Below are 23,281 nucleotides of genomic sequence, written 5' to 3' on the forward strand. Positions count from 1 at the left end.
TGATCTTTCCCTTTTGGGGAGGGATTATCGGATTCAAGTTATATTTTTTAAGTGAATTATGGATCAAGAAAAGCTGTCGAAACTGGACCGCCAAGATCGGAAAAAATTTTCCTGTTTCCAGTTCAGTTGAAATATGTTTTTCCTGCCGGCGGTCTGCTTAAATCTAACTCGAATACGCTCGTTAAGATGATGTTGAAAAAAGTGACATTGAAAAACCCCTGATTTTGTATCTTTATAAGGGGCATTTTGAAGGGCTTTTTTAGATCGAGGGGATTTTTTTACTTTGGAAGGGATCTTCTGATTGAAAGTGAGCTTCTCTTCGTTCATTTAAGTTGAAATATATTTCTCATGAGGCGGTCTGCTGGAATCTTCCCCTAATACATTTGTGAAGGTAAAATTAAGAAAAGCGAAACGAAAACCCGTGTTTTTTTATGTTTATAAAGGGGCACTTTGCAGGGCTTCCTTTAGATAAAACGTTTCTTCTTCATCTTGGGAGATTTTCTGATTTTATTGAAATTAAGAAGATTTTTATTATAAGAAATTGTATGAAAAAGGCAGATTTGTTAATAGTTCCTTCTTTCTCATTATAGATTTTCAAATTTAGATACTGGCAGTGTTAATATGGCGAATATAGAAAAAGAATTAGATCTCTTGCGTCAAAATCTTTTAGATCTTTCTCTAAGAAATAACTTAGTCAACTATAGGGTATCAAAAAGTCAAACTTTACCGATAATAGATGAACATCCTCGTGAAATTTACAATATATTTGTCCTTCAAGAAAAGTCGATGAAGTTTTTACCAGCTAAAAATCAGGATTCTAACACATTAAAAACTGATTCTGAGGCAGTTGATAATGCAGATATTAAATGGGCTCCAATAATTAATGAGGATGAAGAGCCAGAGAATTATTTTGACAATTACCTTAATACTCCTTATGAACCTGAAGAGCTTGAAAAACGTCTATTCTACATAGCTAATAAAGCTAATTCAGTATTTGAAGAACAAGGATATCCAGTACTATATCTTGCCCTTGGTTTTCTAAATTGGACAGAGAGCAAAGATTCAAATATCATTCATAAAGCTCCCCTAATTCTTGTTCCAGTCGAACTTAAACGTCCGGGAGTCGGACGTAAATTTACGCTAAAATGGACTGGAGATGATATTTTTACGTCAATTACCTTGCAGGCAAAACTTGCCGAACAAGGTGTTGAGCTCCCAGAGTTTGAAATGCCTGATGAAAAAACTGGTATTGATGTATATTTTCAGTCCGTTGTAAATGCTATATCAGAAAAGGAAAACTGGAAAGTACTCAGTGAGATTTCACTTGATTTTTTCAATTTTAAAAAATTCGTTATGTACAAAGACTTGGATCCTGCGGCGTGGCATGGAGATTTATCTCCTGCAAATCATCCTCTTATGGAACAAATTTTTAACCCAAAATCAGATCCAAGGAATCTACAGAGTTTCTCTGAAAACGATGTCGATATAAAACTTTCTGCAAAAGATACTTATCATATTATGGATGCGGATTCTTCTCAAATCGCAGTTATCGAAGATGTGAAAGCTGGAAAGAATCTCGTTGTTGAAGGACCTCCAGGAACTGGAAAATCTCAGACAATCGCTAATATCATTGCAGAATTACTGGTACAGGGAAAAAGTGTACTGTTTATTAGTGAAAAAATGGCAGCCTTACAGGTTGTGAAAACTCGAATTGATAATACAGGCTTAGGTGATTTATGTCTGGAGATTCATAGTAATAAAGCAAAGAAAAAAGAGGTATTGGTTGAGCTTGAACGCACTTTAAACAAGCCTCCAATAAAACCAGTAAATATTGATCAAGAGATTAACAAACTAGAACAATTAAAATCAGAATTAAATGAGTATGCAAAGGCCCTTCATGAACCTATTGGAAGACGTGGTATTTCTTTATATAATTTATATGGTTTAAGAGAAGAAGTTCGACTTTATTTTATTAAAATGAGTAGATCAATGCCAAGAATTGAGTTTCCCAATCCAAATGAATGGAATAATGATCAATGGGATAAGGCAATTTTAACACTTGAAAAGTTGACCTCATTATTACCTTCTATAAAAACAGTATTATTCAATCCTTGGAGAGGTTGCGAACCCGACGACCTTTTGCATTCTGACATTGAAGAATTTAATAAATTAATTAATGAGACTTTGCGATCGATCACTGATATAGAATCTTCAATTAAAAAAATAGTGAATCTTACTGGAGCCGATACTCCTTTGTCAGAATCTCAACTTATCCATTTAATTGATGCTGCTAAAATTGTTGTCTCGATGCCTCAGATAGATGAAGAGGTTCTAAAAAATCCAGAATGGAACTCTACAAATAAAGATGCAGAGGAACTCATAGCAAAATTAGGGAAATATCAAGAGCTAAACTCAATTGTCCAAGAGAAATTTAAAAGTTCTATATTAGAGTTTGATATTTCTTCTTTTAAATCATTGTCCTCAAAGTTTCTAAAATTTTTAAGTCCAAAATATAAAAGGACTAAACGGGAAATCCAAAGTTATTATAATTCAAAGCCTCCTTCTGATGATATTAAAATCTTAGAAGACTTACATTATGTATCTGAATTGAGGTTGACAACTGAGGAGTTTAAAAGCCTACAATCAAAAGGGAAAAAATTCTTTGGAATTTATTGGAATAATGAAAAAACTGACCCTAGATCATTGGAAGATCTCAGTAAAGATATTATTTCATTTAGAAAATGTGTATTAAAAGGCACACTTTCAGAAAATGCCTGTGAGGTTATAAGCAAAGGATCTAATAGAGAAGATTTAAATTTGGCTATTAATAGAATACAACAGATAAATGCTAAATTGGTAGATCAGCAAAATTCATTGTTTAAATTAATCAACCCAAACTTTGAAACCGTATTTGGAAAAAGTTTTGATGACGTTACATTTGAAGACTTAACAAATAAATTAAACTCGTGGAAGTACGAGAAGTCGTCGCTTATCTTATGGAGTCATTTCATCAATCACAAAAAACAATGTTTACATACCGTTGCAGCACCGTTAATCCACTTAATTGAGAACGATGAAATTGTTGCAGAAGATCTTGTGTATGCATTCAAAGGTAACTATGTAGATAGTTTGATGAGAATTATTTTTCGAGAAAAAAAGTTTCTTCCTGAATTTGTTAAAGAACTTCAGGATAATAAAATTAACAAGTTCAAAGAGATTGATAAAAGAGTTATTTACTTAAATCGTCAACGTATTGCATACGAAGCATACTGTCATAGACCTAATTTATCTTCTGGGGCTTCAAAAGATTCTGAAGCTGGCATCCTCTTAAAAGAGTTTACTCGAAAGCGTGGGCACCTACCAATTAGAAAACTCATGACTAAAGCTGGAGGCTTAATCCAGAAAATAAAGCCCTGTTTTATGATGAGTCCTCTCTCAGTTGCTCAGTACCTTGACCCAAGCACAACAAAATTTGATGTAATTATTTTTGATGAAGCCAGTCAAGTTAAACCTGAAGATGCAATTGGAGCTTTATTACGTGGAAATCAGGCTGTTGTAATGGGAGATTCTCGTCAGCTTCCCCCAACAAGCTTCTTTGATCATGTTGCTGATACGTTAGATCTTGATCCGGATGAGGACTCAAATTATAAAGATACGGAAAGTATTCTTAATATGTGTAAGAGGAGTTTTCCCTCAAAATCACTTCTCTGGCACTATCGAAGTAGGCATGAATCTTTAATTGCAGTTTCTAATCATGAATTTTATGATAATCGCCTATACATTTATCCCTCTCCTATGCATGATAGTGAAAATCTTGGATTAAAATTAATACATCTTCCTGAAACCGTATACGACAGAGGTAAAACCGGTACAAATCTTGGAGAGGCGCGTGCAGTTGCAGAATCGGTTCTTGATCATTACAGGCGTTTTCCATCTAAAAGTATTGGCGTGGGGACTTTCAATACCAAACAACAGCAAGCGATAATAGAGCAAATAGATTTGCTCTTACGTCGGAACCCTGAAATAGAACAATTCTTCACAAATGAAAAAGGGGAGAATTTCTTTGTTAAAAACATTGAGACTATTCAGGGAGACGAAAGGGATATCATTTTCATAAGTATAGGTTTTGGGTTTGATTCATACCACAAGTTGTCCCGCAGTTTCGGCGCTCTTAATCAGGAAGGCGGAGAAAGAAGACTTAATGTTTTAATTAGCAGAGCACGTGAAAAGTGTATTGTTTTCTCGAATTTTACAGCAAAAGATCTAAATATTGATGGAAGTGCTTCAGTTGGTTTGAAAGCCCTAAAAACTTTTCTTGAATATGCAGAAACTAAAAATCTCAATCCAATATCTGGACCTGGCGAAGATAGCGATTCACCATTTGAGGATTCCGTGTACGAATTCCTGAGAGACAATGGATATGAAGTTCATAAACAGGTTGGATGTGCTGCCTATAGAATTGATCTTGCAATTGTAGATCAGCGTAATCATGGACGTTATCTCATTGGAATTGAATGTGATGGTGCACAGTATCATTCTTCACCTGTTGCACGCGATCGTGATAGATTGCGCCAACAAAGATTGGAAGAACTTGGATGGAAAATTTACAGGATATGGTCAACAGACTGGTATCGTCATCCAGTAGAAAGTGGGAAAAAGCTATTGGAAGCTATAGAAAACACAAAACTAAGCAAAATGGCTGAAAAAAGTAGTCAAAAAAATAATTCGGTGACTTATCAGGATAAGATCAGGAATAATGAGAAAACCAATGTGATCAATTGTTTTACATCGCAGAATGAAACATTAGGAAAACCTCAAAATGAAATTCAAGAATATAAAATTTGTCCATTGACCGACATTTCAAAAGATTTTTCTGAATTATATGAGTTTCAATTAGAAGAAATAATTACAAAGATTGTCAAGTTTGAGGGACCAATCCATTCAGATGAGCTAATTCAACGCATAAAAGTGCACTTTAGAATTGCACGTGTTGGAAACGTAATAAAAAACAAGATTCAAAGTGCAATTAAATCTGCGGAGAAATCAAAAAAGATATTAGTTAGAGATGATTTTCTTTGGCCAGATTTTGAACCTGATAGTTTATTGAGAAAACGTTGCGGAGACACATCAGTAAAAATTGAGTGGATTTGTGATGAGGAAATAACTCAAGCTGTATTTTTTGTCCTTCATAACCAATATTCTACTGCTCAGGAGGATCTCATAGTACAGACTGCACGATTCCTTGGGATTAAAGTTATACGAAAAAATGCTAAAGATAAAATCAACAATATAATTGAATCCTTAATACAAGATAACCGCCTTACAAAATTACCAAATAATATGATATACTTTAAGGAACTCGTTATTGCTAAGTAAATTATTCAGCATTAAACGTATCTCTAGAAAAAACGAACAAACCAGGTCTTCGGAATAAAGGGCATTTAGAGAGCTGCGGGCAAGGATTGTGAGGATGCCTTTGTAGAGCTTCAGTTTCACTATATGTTTGTAAGATAAAGTAAAGGAATAACTATTTTATAACTCTAAAGAAAGAAAAAAACGTAAGTTTTAAGCAAATTACATATTATGAAGAAGTATGAGCAAATCAAATGGTCAACAACCTATAAGTCACCATTATGTACCAAAGTTTTATCTTAAACAATTCTCAACAATAAAAAAGAAAGAATATCATATCTATACGCTTGACAAATATACAATGAGACATTTTAAGACCAACATTAATAATGTTGCCTGTGAAGATTATTTTTATGATATCATCAAAGGTAAACCGGATTACTTTTATAAAGAGTTCCTAAATATTCTTAAAGTTGATGAATCTAAGTTGAATAAAGTGTATAAAGAAATTAAAAATTTAAAAGATTTAGCTCAATTGAATGCCGGTGAAGAACCCCTGTTTGTTATTTCTCCTGAGCAGTTTTTTAGTGTTCTTGAGACTGAGTTTAGTAAAGTACATAAAAAAGTAATAAACTCAGAGGATTTAGCTCAATTGAGTGAGTATGAAAAATTATTGTTTGCTTTATCAGTCTTTTTTCAGTATAGAAGAACTAAAGCACAAAGAGATAATATTAAAAACACTGCTCGTCGATTTATAATAGAACGGATAGGAAAAGCAAAATCCGCTAACGAGATCGAAACTTTAGTGCGTTTGCTTTACATGGAAGAGTTGCCACCTTATCTTCATATAACAGCTATGATTAGTACTATGGAAATGAATATAAACGTTTTTTTAAGCATGGGTTGGACGTTACATATAAACAAGACTGGTTTGCCTTATTGGACTTCAGACAACCCAATTGCAGTAGATAATATAACTGATTTTGATCCATACAAAGAGTGTCAAATCCGAAAAGGATGTAAGATCTACTTTCCCCTAAGCCCAAAAGTTTGTTTGCTTATTTACGATTTATCTTCATATGAATATCCATCCAAAATATTAGATGATAATCTTCAAAGTGTTATTGACAAAAATAAGTTTCAAGTGAATAACTCATTGAGGCACATTTTTTCTCGTGACGACATTTCTCTTACTGAGGAACAAATACAGATCCTCACAACAAAGTGCTTATAACATATCAGGAAGTTCGAATTTAGATTAGATTGATTATCATTTTGCCCATGTCTAAATCAGTCGGAAACTTCTTTTATAGTTTCTTTATTATGCAATATCAAGTGAAAAACCTTTCAGGGAAAATTTCGACTATTTGTTTATTCTCATCAGTTCTTTTAATTTCAACTTTTCTTGTTACCATCTTAGTAAAGTCACTTCCTTTTGGAAGTATAAAGAGTATTCCATCCTTTAAATCAGCAGCATCCATATGCAGTAGTAATTGATTTTGACCGACACTTAGTAAATCAGCAACATTTCTTGTTGCTACCTTTATCTCAATTAGCAGCGAACTTTCACCTTTTCGGACTAACATATCTGCATATAATTTTCTCTTCCCAGTTGTAATGGAATACTCTGTGATTACTTCGATTTCCGTATCTGAAGAATCGATATATGCAGCAAGCATGCCTATCATTTCATTATGAAAGTACTGAGGCGTAGAATCGCTTACAGTTTTAGTAAGATTGTTATTGGGAAAATCAATTAAAAGTGAACTTATCTGTTCGATAAAAGTTTTATACCGGACTTGTTTTTGTGTAATAATTCCTGATTCTGACAGCCTAATCTTTTCTTGATTATATGCTTTCCTTTCTATCATTTGATTAAGAAGTATATTGAAAAAAGCAGATACGTTTACTATTGCAAGAAATGCTTCTTACTCAGAGAAACATAGTTTATAATCGTGTGTTGATGTGTTTCGCCAATCTCGCCTATAATTCTCAAAAAAAGTTAATACTCTTTCCTTTAATATCAAGTCTTTTTGAAAACTCTGCTCTATCTCATGCGGAGACATTTTATCAGGTTTATTCCCCGTCAGCATTTGATAAGCTTCTTTTAATGAACCTTCGTATGCTTGATTTAATCTATGAATAGCATCTGTAAAGAGACGATAGTCGTCTTCTTTTTTTTCCATTCTCAAAGTGGCGTTCAGCCATCTCGATGTGTAAACTGACACTTTTCAAACCTTGAATAGCCGATATGTCTGAGAAATAATTGCACTTGTCATTTATTAATCTCAATAAATCCATAAAATCATCTTTTAGGCAAAGTGATCTTAATAATAATTATCTTAAAGATTAGTTTTAAAATGTTTTTTGTGAATATAGTTTTATTCATTTGACCAATCAATTTTTATTATTTATTAAGAAAAAGCCGGTCTCCTTCGTCGACCGTTGAGAACTCGGGGTCTAAAATCCGATTCAAAAAAAGGTTATCTATCTATTAAGCAAATCAAACTGTGCGCTCTCCGAACAGTCAAGATAAGAAACAACGATTGGAGATAATAAAAACTCAATAAAAAAGAGTAGTCCATTCCTCTAAAAGGAACAGACAAAACCTAAATTTACCTATCCATCACTTTCCTGTACATCCTCGCCTGGAACCCGTGATACTTCGCAAACCCTTCTGCATCCTTCTGGTCAATGGTCTTGCTGTCAAACGAAACCAGATCCTCGGAATACAGGGCATTTGGCGAACTGCGGGCAAGGATTGTGAGGGCGCCTTTGTAGAGCTTCACTTTTACTGTGCCTGTGACCCTTTCCTGGGATTTGTCGATAAAGGCGTTGAGGTCGGCAAAAAGGGGGTCGTCCACCAGGCCGGCGTATGCCATTTCGGACCACTGGTCGTCGACGATCTTCTTGAATTTTAGTTCGCTGCGGGTCAGGACGAGTTTTTCGAGGTCGGCGTGGGCTGCGAGGAGGACGGTTGCAGCGGGGTGCTCGTAGTTTTCGCGGGCTTTTAAGCCCAGCACGCGGTCTTCTATCATATCGGTTCTTCCGACGCCGTTTTCGCCTGCGATGGCATTCAGCTTCTTTATAAGGTCGTAGCCGCTGAGTTTTTCGCCGTCAAGGGAGACTGGAACGCCGGCTTCAAAGCCGATCTCAATAATCCTGGGCTGGTCAGGGGCTTTTTCAGGAGAGTTTGTCCACTCGTAGATTTCCTCTGGCGGGACAAAAGAGGGGTCTTCAAGCCTGCCGCCTTCGATGCTGCGGCTCCAGATGTTTTCGTCAACGCTCCAGGGCTTGGATTTTGTGGCTTCCACTGGGATTCCGTGCTCTTTTGCGTACTCAATTTCCCACTCGCGAGTCAGGTTCATATCCCGCATTGGGGCGATTACTTCCATATCGGTCTGGCGGAAAACGGCTTCGAAGCGGAGTTGGTCATTGCCTTTTCCCGTGCAGCCATGCGCAAGGGCAACTGCACCTTCTTTTCTGGCAGTTTCAACTACTTTTTTCGCAATCAGGGGTCGGGCAACCGATGTGCCCATAACATAGCCTTCGTAGCTTCCGTTGGCTTTGATCAGGGGGAAGATGTAGTCTCTTATGAACTCTTCCTTTGCATCTATTGTGTAATGCTTGTCGCTGATCTTCTCGGCTTTTATGTTTGCCTTTTTAATTTCCTCTTCAGGCTGGCCTACATCTACCGAGATTGTAATTACTTCGTCGTACCCGTACTTTTCCTTGAGGATGGGGATGCACACCGAGGTGTCAAGCCCTCCTGAATATGCAAGTGCAACTTTTTTTGCCATGCTTTTATTACCCCTTTACTTATGGATTAGACAAATAAGAGTGGTGAATGACTTTGAGTGATGAGCGACCTGAAACAGATCTAATGGGATGAGTAAGATCTAATAAGATTGAATAAGATTGGACAAAATTCAATAAGCCTGATAGTCAAAACAAAATATATAAAGATGGCTGACATGCCATCTTTTCTGGTTCAGATATTTACGTAGAACTTTGGTTCGGAAATTTCCTAATTATTTTTGTTCTTTGCGGCTTTTACTCTATTCTTTCTGGCTTTCACCGGTTTTACTCGATCTTTGCCGATTCAGCTTCGCTTTTCTGGTCCAGCCCCAGTTCGGCTTTGCTGAACTGTTCCATCTCGCTGTGGTATTCGTTGATGGATTTAATCGTAAGATCCCGTCCTTTCTTCATGGTCTCGATGGCATCGGCTGCAGCAATGGCTGCCTGCATTGTGGTGATGTACGGAACCTTGAAATCCACGGCTGCCCGCCTGATTCTTGAGCCGTCCTTACGGGATTGTCTGCTTGTTGGGGTATTGATGATAAGGTCAACATCGTCCCTGCGCATCATATCTATAACATTCGGGCTTCCGTCGTGAACTTTCTTTACCACGTCCATGAAGATTCCGTGCTTTGCAAGATGCTTAACAGTTCCCTCCGTGCCCATAAGTTCAAGCCCTGCTGCCTGCAGTTTCCTTGCAACGCCTACGAGTTCGGTTTTATCGGCATTCCTTATTGATAGGAAAACTTTTCCAGTAAGGGGCAGCAGGTTGTCAGCTGCAAGTTCAGCCTTATAGTATGCCCTTCCGAAGTCATAGTCAATACCCATGACCTCGCCAGTACTTTTCATTTCTGGCCCGAGAATAGGGTCTGCGCCTGGCAATTTATCGAAAGGTAGAAGGACTTCTTTAATCGAGACATGTTTGGGTTTTGGCTCGTCGGTGTAGCCCAGGCTCTTTAAGCTGTGCCCTACAATAACTTTGGCTGCAATCTTTGCAAGCGGAATTCCCACGGCTTTTGAAACAAAGGGAATTGTCCTGCTTGAGCGGGGATTTGCTTCAAGCACAAAAACCTTCCCGTCTTTTTCTGCCATCTGGATATTGATCAGGCCTTTGACCTTGAGACCAAGAGCTACTTTACGTGTATAATCCCTGACCTGGGCAAGCACCTCAGGTGAGAGGGTCTGCGGAGGAATTACACAGGCAGAATCTCCGGAGTGTACGCCTGCTTCTTCAATGTGCTCCATGATTGCACCAATAAGCACATCTTCCTGGTCGCAGACTGCATCGACGTCGATTTCGCTGGCTGCCTCAAGGAAATCGTCAATAAGGATCGGGTGTTCGGGCGAGACCCTTACTGCCTCTCTCATATAGCGTTCAAGGTCTATCTCGTCATACACGATTTCCATTGCCCGCCCGCCCAGTACGTAAGATGGGCGCACAAGCACAGGGAAACCGATCCGCTTTGCAACCTCGATTGCCTCTTTCTGGGAAGTTGCATAGCCGCCTTCAGGCTGCGGAATGCCGAGCTTCTGCATAAGGAGATAAAACTTTTCCCTGTCTTCGGCAAGGTCCATATCCTCAGGATCAGTGCCCAGGATTATGGTATCAAGGTCTGTCCTGCGCTTTAATTCCTGCTTGAGGGGCAGTGCAAGGTTCACCGAGGTCTGCCCTCCGAACTGCACAAGCACTCCATCAGGCCTTTCACGCTCGATTACGTTCATTACGTGTTCCAGGGTCAGCGGCTCAAAAAAGAGCTTGTCCGATGTATCGAAGTCTGTAGATACAGTCTCGGGATTGTTGTTGATGATAAGAGTCTCTATGCCTTCTTCCCTAAGCGCAGTGACGGCATGGACGGTACAATAGTCGAATTCGATTCCCTGTCCTATCCTGATGGGGCCTGCTCCGAGGATAAGAATTTTCTTCCTGTCTGTCGGGTTTGTCTCGCAGGTGTCCTCGTAAGTAGAGTAGTAATAGGGAGTAGCTGCCTCGAATTCGGCTGCACAGGTATCCACCATCTTGAAAGTAGCCAGAATTCCTGCTTCATGCCTGAAGTCGCTGATTTCCTCTCTTGTTCTGCCGGTCAGTTCGGCAAGCCGGGTATCCGGGAAACCCATTCTTTTTGCTTCGCGCAGGAGTTCAGGTGTAAGTTCTTCCTTCCTGATGCGCTTTTCCATTTCCACGATCCCTTTCATTTTCGAGATGAAGAAAGGATTAATGCTCGAAAGTTCGGCAATTTCCTTTATCGACATGCCTCGCTCAAGCGCATGGTAGATAACAAAAAGACGTTCGCTTGTAGGGGTCTTGAGGAGGGTTTTGATCTCAGGCTCTTCCCATTGTTTTATCCCCAACTGAGAGTCAATATCGAGAGACTTGAAAGCCTTCAGCAGGGACTCCTCAATTGTCCTGCCGATTGCCATGACTTCACCTGTACTTTTCATGGCTGTTGTCAGGGTCTTGTCTGCAGTTTTGAACTTATCAAAAGGCCACCTGGGAATCTTTGTGATTACGTAGTCCAGAGCCGGTTCAAAAGAAGCAGGTGTGCTCTTGGTAACGTTATTTATGATTTCATCAAGTGTCATTCCGATTGCGATTTTTGCGGTTACGCGAGCAATCGGGTAGCCTGTTGCCTTTGATGCGAGGGCTGATGACCTTGATACCCTGGGATTTACCTCAACAACACGGTAATCGCCTTCTTTTAAGGCATACTGGATATTGCACCCACCTTCGATCTTTAGGGCCCGGATAATCTTGATTGAGGCGCTCCTGAGCATCTGGTGCTCGGCATCGCTCAGGGTCTGGGAAGGGGCAACAACTGCCGATTCGCCGGTGTGAACACCCATAGGGTCAATGTTTTCCATGTTACAGATTACGATACAGGTATCGTTCGAATCTCGCATGACCTCGTACTCGACCTCTGCCCAGCCGAGCACGCTTTCTTCAATAAGCACCTGGGAAATCCGGCTGCGTCTGAGCCCGCGTTCCGTAATTTCAAGCAGTTCCTCTTTTGTGCGGGCAATTCCGCCTCCTGCACCGCCAAGGGTATAAGCCGGGCGGACAATGAGCGGAAGACCGAGTTCTTCAACAACTTCTTCGGCTTCTTTTAAGGAGTGGACTGCCCTGCTCAAGGGCACTTTTTCCCCTATCCTGAGCATGGTCTCTTTGAAGAGTTCCCTATCTTCCGTGTTTTTAATAGCTTCGACAGGAGTCCCGAGAATCTGAACTCCATATTTTTCAAAAACGCCCATTTCTGCAAGTTCACTGGTAATATTGAGGCCAGTTTGTCCTCCAATACCTGCAATAATCCCATCAGGGCGTTCTTTTTCTATAATCTTTTCTATTATCCTTGCATCAAGGGGTTCAATATAGACCGAATCCGCCATTTCGGGGTCGGTCATTATGGTTGCAGGGTTTGAGTTTACAAGTACAACCTTTACCCCTTCTTCTTTCAAGGACCTGCATGCCTGGCTGCCTGAGAAGTCGAATTCTGCAGCCTGTCCTATAGTAATTGGCCCTGAACCTATAAGCAGAACCTTCTTAATGTCCTCGCGCTTAGGCATTAAGCTTCACCTCCAAGAACCTTTACAACCTTACCAAAGAACGTTCCCTCAGTATCCAATGGCCCTGCCTGAGCTTCAGGGTGGAACTGCACGCTGAAAATGTCCAGGTTTTTATGGGAAACCCCTTCTACGGTTCTGTCGTTTGCGTTCAGGTACCTTACATTGAGCCCTGTCCCATCAAGGGAATCTGCATCAACTGCATACCCGTGGTTCTGGGAGGTTATGAAAATCCTGTTTTCAACCAGATCCTTTACAGGCTGGTTTCCTCCTCTGTGCCCGAATTTCAATTTATAAGTCCTAGCTCCCATAGCAAGCGAGATAATCTGGTGCCCAAAACAGATTCCGCAGACCGGAATCGTGCCTACAAAAGCCTTTACGGCATTAATCGCGTCCTTTGCTTTTTCAGGATTGCCTGGTCCGTTTGAGATGATAAGGATATCCGGTTCATGGCTTGCAATTTCTGCGGGTTTTGCAGTTGCAGGAACCAATGTAAGGTCAATTCCCCGGTTGTGCAGATTATTTATAATACTGCGTTTTATCCCGAGGTCAACCACAACCGCATGTTTACGTTTGCTTATGCCTTTCCAGGCGCCTTCAGCTCCGGGTATGAAGTGCGGTTCTTTGCAGGTCACAAGGGAAATAAGTTCCTCGTCCGTGATCTGTGGAAGGTCTCTTGCTATATTGACAGCTTCTTCCCCATCATCACTGCCAGTGATAAGGGCTGCTCGCATAGTTCCGCGTTCTCTCGCTCCAATGGTGAGCATCCGGGTGTCCACACCTTCAATTCCTGGCTTTCCTTCATCCTCTAAAAATTTGTGGATAGAACGGGTGGATTTGTAATGATAGGGCTTTTTGCAGGCCTCCCTTACAACAAGCCCTTCTGCATGGATATTATCGGACTGGACGCGCTCCCCGCTGACACCATAGTTTCCGATAAGGGGGTAAGTAAACATTAAAATCTGACCCTTGTAGGAAGGATCTGTTAGAGCCTCCTCATATCCTGTGAATTGAGTGGTAAAAACAAGTTCGCCGCAAGCTGTGCCTTCGGCACCAAAACCGGTGCCCTTAATAATTGTTCCGTCTTCTAAGCCTAGTACTGCTTTCATCATCTGAACCTGCGAGTAAATGTAATAAGACATGTATAAGTGTTGCGATGAATTTTAGAGATCACTAACACCTAATTTTTATAATCTCTTTCTTATAATACAAGCGTTTATTATTGTATTCCATTTATAATTGTACGTTATCCATTTGGTGGAATAGGCTATTTCCGGAGTTAGATTTTTTAAGAATTTTTATTCAACTGGATTATGCATCTGGATATATAATTGATTAAATTGTACTAAAGTATAATATTTATGGGGTTAACCCTAAGAATCATTTATTTCACTATAGTTATTATAACAAGTGACAAAAATTATATTTGTTTAATAAGGAAAAATTGATACTGGCAGTCATATCTAAAACAGTCTATATGACTGAGGTATATAATTTTATTTCAAATGTGAAGTAACAAATTATTGATATATAAATGTTTATATATAAATATTTTGTAGTAAATTATATATGTGACTTTGGCAAAAGTAGTTGCCACAAGATAAAAACATTCTTCTAAGAATTGAAAAAAAATCAAAGAAGATCCGCTCGCTTGTAACAATTTGTGTTATTTACTAGTTTAGTAATGTTTACAGGATCATTTTGGATCTATTTTTTGATAAAACTGACAGATTTACACTGGCTAACAGGCTTAAAACTGTTTGTAATGACATGGAATACACAACATAATTTTGAGTGCCAGAAATAGTCGAATGATAATTCATATAATCTTCACTATTTACGTAAATCTTTACAAAAACCTACGGGCAAACCGAGGTATTATTTGTGAGTGAAAAAATTAAAATAGAGATCAAGAATCTGATCAAGATTTTTGGTAAAAACCCTCAGGAAGTATTATCTCTTCTCCAGGAAGGTCGTACAAAAAACGAAATTTTCGAAAAAACAAAGCAGACCGTCGGCCTTAACAATATTAATATTAACGTATATGAAGGAGAGATTTTCGTACTAATGGGGCTTTCGGGATCCGGAAAGTCCACTCTTTTGCGATGTATAAACCGTCTGATCAAACCAACAAGTGGAAAAATTTTGATTGATGGGCAGGACATCTCAAAGATGAACAACGAACAGCTCCGAAAAATCCGCAGGGCCAAACTCGGGATGGTTTTTCAAAATTTTGCCCTTCTCCCTCACAGGACCGTACTGGACAACGTTGCATACGGACTGGAGATTCAGGGTGTCTCTAAAGAAGAACGATATTCTAAAGCAATTGAGGTAATAAATACTGTTGGGCTGAGTGGTTATGAAAACAGTAAAATAAATCAGCTTAGCGGAGGAATGAAGCAGAGAGTAGGGCTTGCACGAGCGCTTGCAAACGATCCTGATATTCTTCTTATGGACGAGGCTTTCAGCGCCCTTGACCCTCTGATAAGGGGTGAAATGCAGGACGAGCTGCTATCTCTTGAAGCCAAGTTGCAAAAAACAATCGTTTTCGTTTCACATGACCTGGATGAGGCGCTTAAGCTTGGAGACCGTATTGCTTTGATGAAAGACGGGGAAATTGTACAGATCGGGACTCCAGAAGAAATACTGACCAACCCGGCAAACAATTATGTATCTCAGTTTGTAAAGGGCGTGGATCGTTCAAAAGTCCTGACAGCAGAAAGCGTAATGTGGAGGCCGGAACCGCTAGTATCCATAAATTCCGGACCCAGGGTCGCTGTGCAGTTGATGAAAGAACATGGAATTTCCTCAATTTTCGTTGTTGAAGGAAAAAACAGGCTTTTGAAAGGCATAATCATGATAAACGATGCCGTGGAAGCTATGAAATCAAAAAGGGGTTTGGAATCATTTATCACACAAGTTCCTTCCATACCTCTAGATATGCCCCTTTACGAGATCATTCCTTTAATTGCGGAAAGCAATTATCCTCTTCCCGTAGTTGACGAAAACGGAAAACTTAATGGAATAATCATCCGTGGAACCGTGCTAGGGGCTCTGGCAATGTCTGAAGATGTACCTGAAGAGGAAGGTCAGGCAGGAGAAAATGGGAATGAAGGGCTCTTAAAGGAAGTAAAGGAGGGAGGAGTTGAGGAAACTTCCGGAGAAGGCCAGCGGAGAGATCCGGCTGCAGAGAAGGATACTCTTTCTGAGGCCGAAAAATCAGGTCAGTCCACTGAAAAAGTGGAGGTGAAAACATGGTAATTCTTCCGAAAATCCCAATAGGAGAATACGTTGAGTTAGCTGTTTTCTGGATCGAGCTCCATCTGGGATGGCTCTTGGACTTTATAAGCGATTTTCTCGACTTCATGATTACAGGGCTCAAGGACTTGTTACTGTTTTTCCCGCCGATAGTGTTCATGATTATCCTAGCTGCCTTTGCTTATTTCACGGGAAAGAGAAACCTGAAACTTGCCGTGGGTACTTTTTTAGGGCTTCTGATTATCGACAATCTGGAACTCTGGGAGCTTTCAATAGAGACCCTATCCCTTGTGATCTCCTCAACATTCCTGGCACTTATTATAGGAATTCCTCTGGGAATTATCGCTGCTAAAAGTGATCTTTTTTACCATGCTCTGAAGCCAATCCTGGACCTTATGCAGACGATGCCCTCATTTGTTTATCTAATCCCAGCCTTGATTTTCTTCGGGCTTGGGAATGTCCCTGGAATGATTGCGACCCTTGTGTTTGCAATGCCTCCTGCAATAAGGCTTACAAACCTTGGAATCCGCCAGGTTCCTCCGGAACTGAAGGAAGTTGCGGATGCTTTTGGGTCAACGCCCTGGCAAAAGCTTACCAAAGTTGAACTGCCTGCAGGCCTGCCGACAATTATGGCAGGGATCAACCAGTGTATCATGCTTTCCCTTTCAATGGTGGTTATTGCCGCCATGATCGGAGCTCACGGGCTCGGTTACCAGGTGCTCCTCGGGATCCAAAGGGTTGATATCGGTCTTGGTTTTGAAGCAGGGCTTGGGATCGTTATTATTGCAATAATTCTTGACAGAATTACCCAGAACCTCAGTCCTAAATAAGCTGGGGGTCTTTACTTTTATCGATTTATATAACTTATCGATAACGTCTTAACGACAATCAAGAAAATATCTGTGCATATACCAGAAAACTGGTTGTACATGCCAAGAATAGTGGTTGTGTTATATTTGAGTAATACAAAGATGAAACCAAATAAGAAAAAACTGAAATCACTCTTTATAGCGGGACTTGTTCTCAGCCTCTTCATTTTTGGAGCAGGCTGTGCTGACAATGGGGAAGAAGCTCACGAAGAAGGGGAGATTTCAGCTGAATCAGAATTCAATAAGCCTGTGAGTATAGGGTACGTCCTCTGGGAAGGGGAAATTGCCAGCACTAACGTAATCCAGCAAGTCCTCCGGCAGGCAGGTTATACAAATGTGGAGATTCTTGCAGTTGACGCTGGACCCCTTTACCAAGGTCTCGCTTCTGGAGAATTCGATTTCACGACATCCTCATGGCTCCCCCTTACCCATGCTAGTTACTGGAACACCTACGGAGACAAAATTGACTCTGTGGGGGTGAACCTGGAAGATGTCAGGATCGGACTTGTTGTCCCGTCCTACGTAGAAGACGTCAATACCATCGGAGACCTAAATGGTAACAGTGTAATGTTTGATGGCGAAATTGTCGGAATCGATCCTGGAGCCGGAATCATGCAGGCTACAGAAAATGCTATCGATGTATACAACCTTAACGACTATACTCTGGTCTCAAGCAGCAGTGCGGGCATGACCGCAGCTTTGCAAAGAGCCATCGTTAACGAAGAGCCAATTGTTGTGACTCTCTGGTCTCCACACTGGGCTTTCAATAGATGGGATCTCAAATACCTCGAAGACCCTGAAGGCGTTTATGGAGAAGCTGAGCACGTTGAAACCCTGGCAAGGGAAGGTCTTAAAGAAGATATGCCTAACCTTTACGGCATCCTTGAAAGGTTTGCCTGGACCCACGAAGACATTCAGTCCGTAATGCTCGATATTGAAGCAGGGATGACCGCTGAGGAAGCTGCAGCGAAGTGGGTTGAGAATAATCCCGAGAAAGTCAAAGAATGGATCGGAGAAGAGTAAAACTCTTTTCCCCTCTTCTCTTTTATACAGATTTATTTTCTCGGCTCTTCCTTTATTTTTTCTACTTTTTCTTTATCACTTTTTTCTTTATCATATCATTACTCTGGAGGCATGCTCCCAGGAGTTTAACATTATATATTATAGAATGCTAATCTTTTATAGAATAATTTTTCAGATTATGAGCGGACTACAATAGTGTCTTTAATTTAGGAGAATATATTGATGGGCTTTATATCTAATTTATTCGGCAAAGATAAAACTAAAAACTTTTTAGAGGCTTGCAAACATGGGCAGACAGAAAATGTAGAGAAACTTTTGAAAAGCGGAAAAATTGGGGTTAATCTTCAGGATGCATATGGTAAAACTGGTCTTATTTGTGCGGCAAATAGCGGATACAGGGACCTTGTACAATTGTTTATTGAAAACGGTGCCGATCTCAATATTCAGGATGAAAACGGCGAAACTGCTCTAATTTCTGCGGCAAAGATAGAACGAGGTGATATTCTTGACCTGCTCATTAAAGCTGGTGCCAATCTCGATATTCAGGACGAAAACGGTGAAACTGCTCTGAAATTTGCAGTAAAAGTAGGGTTCAGGCAGATTACCGGGCAGCTTATCGAGAGTGGTGCCAATCTCAATATCCAGGACAGGAACGGCGAAACTGCTTTGATTTCTGCTGCAAACGGGGGACATAAAGACCTTGTCGAACAGCTCGTTAAAGCCGGTGCAGACCTCAATATTCAGGACAAAAACCATAATACAGCTTTGAATGCAGCAGCAAAACTCGGGCATAAGGGTATTGTCGAGTTACTTGTCAGTGCCGGCGCAGATCCTGATATTCAGGACAAAAGCGGTAAAGCGCCTCTGATTTATGCAGCAGAGCGGGGATACAGAGATATTGTAGAGATGCTTGTTAAAACTGGTGCCGATCTCAATATCCGGGATGAAAACGGGCTTACTGCTTTGATGTTTTCAGCACAGTCAGGGTATAAGGATGTAGTTGAATTACTTATTAAATCTGGTGCCGACCTTACTATTCAGGATCATAATAACAATACTGCTCTTGATATCGCGGCAGAAATGGGGTTCAACGAGATTGTTGATTTGCTCGCTAAAGCCGGTGAAGGCTCCAGATCCTGATTTCTTCGGAAGGTAATCTCTTGGAATTGTTTAACAGATCGTGATCAAGAGCCCTGTCCTACTACGTTTTTGATTGCAATGAGTAAAACAGGAAAAACCTTCGTATAATTGATATGCCCTCGTATAATTGATATGCCCTCGTATAATTGATATACCATCGTGACAATCCTTACTGCTATGAATAGCAGCAAATCCGAAAACTCAGCTTTACCTTCTCATCTAACTGACCTTGCAGCCCGTGAAAAAAGTCTTGCCCGACAGGTTACTCCTATTTACGAGTCCGCTACTTTTTCAAGCCCGGTGCTTGACCAGTTCAGGGGCATTATGCCTGATTTCAATAAACGGCTCTCCCCTGATAGGAATCTGGGACTCTCTTCTTCCTGCCATCTCCGTCTGAGTCCTGAAACTCTTCCGAGGCTTGCTTCCAGTTCCTGTACAGGAATCAGTTCTGCTGCTCTTCCGGAGTCCATATTCGAAACCTCGAAGATGCCCGCAGGAAAAGGACTTGAGATCCTGCCAGACCTGTCCGGAAAGATGCTGGCAGAAGCAGGAATCCGTACGCTCAGCGCAGACCTTCCTATGGCTCCTCTTGCAAGCAGGTTTGTAACGCTCAGGCAGGCCGAAGGCCTGAAGGAAACCGAGAAGGATAGGGAATAAGAAGAGAATTAAGAGAATAGGGAAACTATTCTCTATTTAACTATTTTACCTCATCTTACTTTCCAGAATAATGCTATTCTTGTTTAATGGAAATGCTATCTTGTTTAATGAAAAAGGCTATTCTTGCTTAATGAAAAAAGCTGTTCTTGCTTAATGAAAAAAGTAATCGTTTTTCATGCTTTTTTGGAAGATAGGTCTCAGAGAATAGATATCATTATCCTCAGAAGACTTACTGCCATAGCAATAATAGTTATAAAAACAATCAAAACCGATCCATCGTCCTCAAACGAAGCATTGTTTTCTTATAATCCGTATTACTATATGTGCAATATTTATTTAAAGACATTTTCAAGTTTTACGCAATCTTATTAGAGAAACCTCCTTCATAAGGCTTAATTTATTCATAGAGACCGCAAAATTTATCTGATGACTGTTTAGATTTTATATTAAATTTCCGGAATTTTCTTCGATAACTTAAGCTGTTGCTTTCTTCATAACTCTTTCAAACCTTTCGAGCCCGAGGTCAAGCTCTTCGGCTGTAATTACCAGAGGCGGAGAGAAGCGGATTACTGAATCACCACAGGGAAGGAGCAGAATCTTTTCTTTAAAAGCTTCGTTGAGAATTTTATCTCGTGTCGAAGGGTCTATGGATTTATCGGGTTTTACAATCTCTAAGCCGATCATAAGACCGAGACCGCGTACATCCCCTATGCAAGGGAAGTTATCCTGAAGCTCCTCCAGGCGTTGCTTTATATAGGAACCAAGTTCCTTTACCCGATTTTCCGTGTTTTCCCTTTCCAGAAATTCGAGAGAAGCGAGGGATGCGGCTGAAGCAATAAGATTTCCTCCGAAGGTATTTGAATGGACGCCTGGGGGCCAGTCCATAAGCTCGCGGTCTGCAAGCATCGCACCCATAGGGAGGCCTGCTCCGAGAGCTTTTGCAAGGCAGGAAATCTCAGCTCTAACCCCAAAGTTTTCCAGGGCAAGAAAAGAGCCTGTCCTGAAACAGCCTGTCTGAACCTCGTCAGATACAAGAAGAACATCATTGTCAGTACAGATCTGCCTTACTTCCTTATGAAATTCAGGAGGAGGAACGATATATCCGCCCTCTCCCTGGACCGGCTCCACAAAAACGGCAGCAGTATCCTCCGGGCTCAAGTCCCGCCTGAAAATAAGATTTTCCAGTTCTTTTCCACATTCGATCCCACACGAGGGATACTCGAGTTTAAGCGGACAGCGATAACAATAGGCATAGTGGGAATGGGCTGTGCGAAACGCAGGAAAATGTTCCTTTTGCCTGACTTTTGAGCATGTCAGGGAGAGAGAACCCAGAGTGCGGCCATGAAAAGCATTATAAAAAGAGATAAGACCCTGACGGTTTGTTTTCCAGAAGGCAAGCTTGATTGCTGCTTCCACGGCTTCAGTTCCGCTATTGCAGAAGAAGACCTTTGAATAGCCTGAAAGTTTTTCTAACTTTTTTGCAAGCCTCAGCGGAGGCTCGGCAAAAAAGTCCCCGTATCCGCAGTGAGTCATTTTCTCAAGCTGGGCTGAGATTGCAGCCTCAACCTCAGGATTGGAATAACCTGCATTCATAACAGCAATCCCGGCAACCAGGTCAATATACTCTTTCCCGTCTATATCCCTTATTATTGAGCCCTTTGCACTGTCCACAACAAGGGGATAGGGGCGAGCTGCACAGGCTGACATTATATTGCAGTCCTGCCCGATAATCTCCCTGGCTTTTGGACCGACAAAATCAAGTAGTTCGATTTTTTCCTCATCAAGATCAGTACCCTGCTTCAAACCCTGCGCCCTACTCATCTCAGGTTTTTCCATGCCCTGTACCTCTCCAAACTCCCCAGTTTTCTCCTGATCCAAAACCACTCCTCCCCATTTTCCCAATACTCTCAAATCTCACTCCGGCGAATCGATCTGGGCTTTTTGCAGCCTGCCGCTATAGTCTATATATACGGCTTTTACCTCGGAAAACTCCCTTATAGCATCTGTTCCAGCTTCCCGGAAGCCGTTCCCCGTCCCTTTCACACCCCCGAAAGGAAGATGGACTTCGGCTCCTATCGTAGGGGCATTAATATATGTGATTCCGGCTTCGATTCTCTCGATCGCTTTAAAAGCGTTTCCTATATTTCCGGTGTAGATTGCCGAAGAAAGCCCGTACTTAGAATTGTTGGCAACCTCAATTGCTTCTTCCAGGTCAGAAACCGTGAGAATCCCGAGTACAGGCCCGAAGATCTCTTCCTGTGCTATCCTCATCTCCGGCCTGACATCCGTAAATACTGTGGGCTCAAAGAAATATCCTGGAAGCCCAGGATCTATTCTGTTTCCCCCTGTAAGCAGGGTTGCGCCTTCTTCTTTCCCTATGCTTACGTACTTTTCCGTTTTCTCAAGCTGGGCTTTACTTATCAAAGGCCCAATATCCGTTTCAGGCAGGAGTCCGTTGCCGAGCCTGAGAGCTTTGACTTTCGCAAGCAGCCTTTTGATGAATTCATCCTTCACTTTCTCATGCAGAATCAGTCTGCTCGTAGCCGTGCAGCGCTGTCCCGTCGTCCCGAAAGCTCCCCACAGCACACCTTCAAGTGCAAGTTCAAGGTCAGCATCATCCATAACAATTACCGGGTTTTTGCCTCCGAGCTCCAGAGAAACCCGTTTCATGGTTTTTGAACATTCTTCCATTATCCATTTTCCTGTATCAAGGCTGCCTGTAAAGGAAATGGCATTTATGCGAGGGTGCTGGACTATGGCTTTCCCGACAGTTCCTCCTGGCCCTGTAACAAGGTTTATTACTCCCGGAGGCAGGCCAGCTTCTATGAGCACTTCTATCACCTTGAGGGCAAGGAGGGGCGTATCACTTGCAGGTTTGAATACGATTGCGTTTCCAGCTATAAGGGCTGGCATAATCTTCCAGGCGGGAATCGCAATAGGGAAGTTCCAGGGCGTAATCACGCCAACAATTCCTATCGGTCTCAGTACGGTCATGCAAAACTTATCCTTTAGTTCGGAGGGCGTTGTCTCCCCGAACATCCGCCTCCCTTCTCCTGCAGCATAATTTGTTATATCAATGGCTTCCTGTACGTCTCCCCTTGTTTCAGGTAGGATCTTTCCCATCTCTTCTGTCATAAGGACAGCAAGTTCTTCCTTTCTTTCCTGCAAAATCCGGGCTGCCCTGAAAAGTACTTCAGCTCTTCTTGGAGCCGGAACTCTGCTCCATATCCTGAAACCTGACTCAGCGGCCTCAACTGCCCTATCCACGTCTTCAGCTCCAGCTACCTGTATCATGGCAACGCTTTCCAGAGTAGCCGGATTTATATCTTCAAAAACCTCTCCTGTTGACGAGTCTTTAAACTCTCCCCCTATAAACAGCTTGTATTCCTGAACCATATAATCCCTTCAAAAATATAAGTATAAAAGAAGATAAATATATTCCAGAAATTTTTTTTGCTCGCGGGCATCTCAACTTTCTATTGCACAGGTCAAGTAAAAATTCGATCAGGCTCCGTAAGAACCTGTTAAGGAAAAAAGGTACGGAAGCAGGATTAGCAAAAGCTATTGATGTATGAAGACTCTAAACCACACACTCCGGATCTGGTTGAAAGCTTCTGCAGGGGTCTCAG

Annotated in this window: 13 protein-coding genes and 1 pseudogene; 7 read left to right on the forward strand and 7 right to left on the reverse strand. The window is 41.2% G+C overall.

The window, feature by feature from the left end:
- The first annotated feature begins 621 nt into the window (after positions 1-621).
- Together AOB57_RS00265 and AOB57_RS00270 are read left to right on the forward strand one after the other, a co-directional pair.
- A complete protein-coding gene (locus AOB57_RS00265; RefSeq protein WP_054298728.1) occupies positions 622-5,376 on the forward strand; it encodes a DUF3320 domain-containing protein in 4,755 nt (1,584 codons plus the stop codon).
- Positions 5,377-5,593: 217 nt separating this feature from the next.
- Complete coding sequence (locus AOB57_RS00270) at positions 5,594-6,586, forward strand: DUF4238 domain-containing protein (RefSeq protein ID WP_054298729.1); 993 nt, start codon at positions 5,594-5,596, stop codon at positions 6,584-6,586.
- 97 nt (positions 6,587-6,683) lie between these two features.
- Here the strand turns inward: AOB57_RS00270 and AOB57_RS00275 are convergent, their stop codons facing one another.
- The 5 genes from AOB57_RS00275 to carA form a co-directional block, all read right to left on the reverse strand.
- Positions 6,684-7,223 (reverse strand): hypothetical protein, encoded by a 540-nt coding sequence (locus AOB57_RS00275; protein ID WP_054298730.1) that lies wholly within the window; start codon positions 7,221-7,223, stop codon positions 6,684-6,686.
- A gap of 57 nt (positions 7,224-7,280) precedes the next feature.
- Positions 7,281-7,538, reverse strand: a complete 258-nt coding sequence (locus AOB57_RS00280; protein ID WP_054298731.1) for a hypothetical protein — start codon at positions 7,536-7,538, stop codon at positions 7,281-7,283.
- 429 nt (positions 7,539-7,967) lie between these two features.
- Entirely contained in the window at positions 7,968-9,152 is a 1,185-nt protein-coding gene (locus AOB57_RS00285) for an argininosuccinate synthase (RefSeq protein ID WP_054298732.1), read from the reverse strand.
- A 283-nt stretch (positions 9,153-9,435) separates the two neighbouring features.
- The gene (carB, locus tag AOB57_RS00290; protein ID WP_054298733.1) at positions 9,436-12,708 is read right to left on the reverse strand and encodes a carbamoyl-phosphate synthase large subunit; all 3,273 of its coding nucleotides are present in this window, start codon (positions 12,706-12,708) and stop codon (positions 9,436-9,438) included.
- Positions 12,708-13,814 carry a glutamine-hydrolyzing carbamoyl-phosphate synthase small subunit gene (carA, locus tag AOB57_RS00295; RefSeq protein ID WP_054298734.1) on the reverse strand — a complete coding sequence of 369 codons (1,107 nt, stop codon included), beginning with the start codon at positions 13,812-13,814 and terminating at the stop codon, positions 12,708-12,710. Before carA ends, carB begins: the two co-directional genes overlap by 1 nt.
- Before the next feature lie 775 nt (positions 13,815-14,589).
- On the opposite strand from carA, the gene AOB57_RS00300 reads away from it, so the two are divergent.
- From AOB57_RS00300 to AOB57_RS00320, 5 genes and pseudogenes are all read left to right on the forward strand, one after another.
- Entirely contained in the window at positions 14,590-15,966 is a 1,377-nt protein-coding gene (locus AOB57_RS00300) for a quaternary amine ABC transporter ATP-binding protein (protein ID WP_054298735.1), read from the forward strand.
- Positions 15,960-16,793 (forward strand): ABC transporter permease, encoded by an 834-nt coding sequence (locus tag AOB57_RS00305; RefSeq protein ID WP_054298736.1) that lies wholly within the window; start codon positions 15,960-15,962, stop codon positions 16,791-16,793. Before AOB57_RS00300 ends, AOB57_RS00305 begins: the two co-directional genes overlap by 7 nt.
- Positions 16,794-16,934: 141 nt before the next feature.
- Positions 16,935-17,855 carry a glycine betaine ABC transporter substrate-binding protein gene (locus AOB57_RS00310; protein WP_054298737.1) on the forward strand — a complete coding sequence of 307 codons (921 nt, stop codon included), beginning with the start codon at positions 16,935-16,937 and terminating at the stop codon, positions 17,853-17,855.
- A gap of 210 nt (positions 17,856-18,065) precedes the next feature.
- Positions 18,066-18,995: pseudogene (locus AOB57_RS00315) on the forward strand (ankyrin repeat domain-containing protein); the annotation flags it as partial.
- Between the two features lie 159 nt (positions 18,996-19,154).
- Positions 19,155-19,652: a hypothetical protein gene (locus AOB57_RS00320; protein WP_054298739.1), complete on the forward strand. Its 498-nt coding sequence runs from the start codon at positions 19,155-19,157 to the stop codon at positions 19,650-19,652.
- Between the two features lie 474 nt (positions 19,653-20,126).
- Here the strand turns inward: AOB57_RS00320 and AOB57_RS00325 are convergent, their stop codons facing one another.
- On the reverse strand, positions 20,127-21,536 hold the full coding sequence (locus tag AOB57_RS00325) for an aspartate aminotransferase family protein (protein WP_394339715.1): 1,410 nt from the start codon (positions 21,534-21,536) through the stop codon (positions 20,127-20,129).
- Positions 21,537-21,566: 30 nt separating this feature from the next.
- On the reverse strand, positions 21,567-23,048 hold the full coding sequence (locus AOB57_RS00330) for an aldehyde dehydrogenase family protein (RefSeq protein WP_054298740.1): 1,482 nt from the start codon (positions 23,046-23,048) through the stop codon (positions 21,567-21,569).
- Between the last annotated feature and the right edge of the window lie 233 nt (positions 23,049-23,281).

Source organism: Methanosarcina flavescens (assembly GCF_001304615.2).
Classification (GTDB): Archaea; Halobacteriota; Methanosarcinia; order Methanosarcinales; family Methanosarcinaceae; genus Methanosarcina; species Methanosarcina flavescens.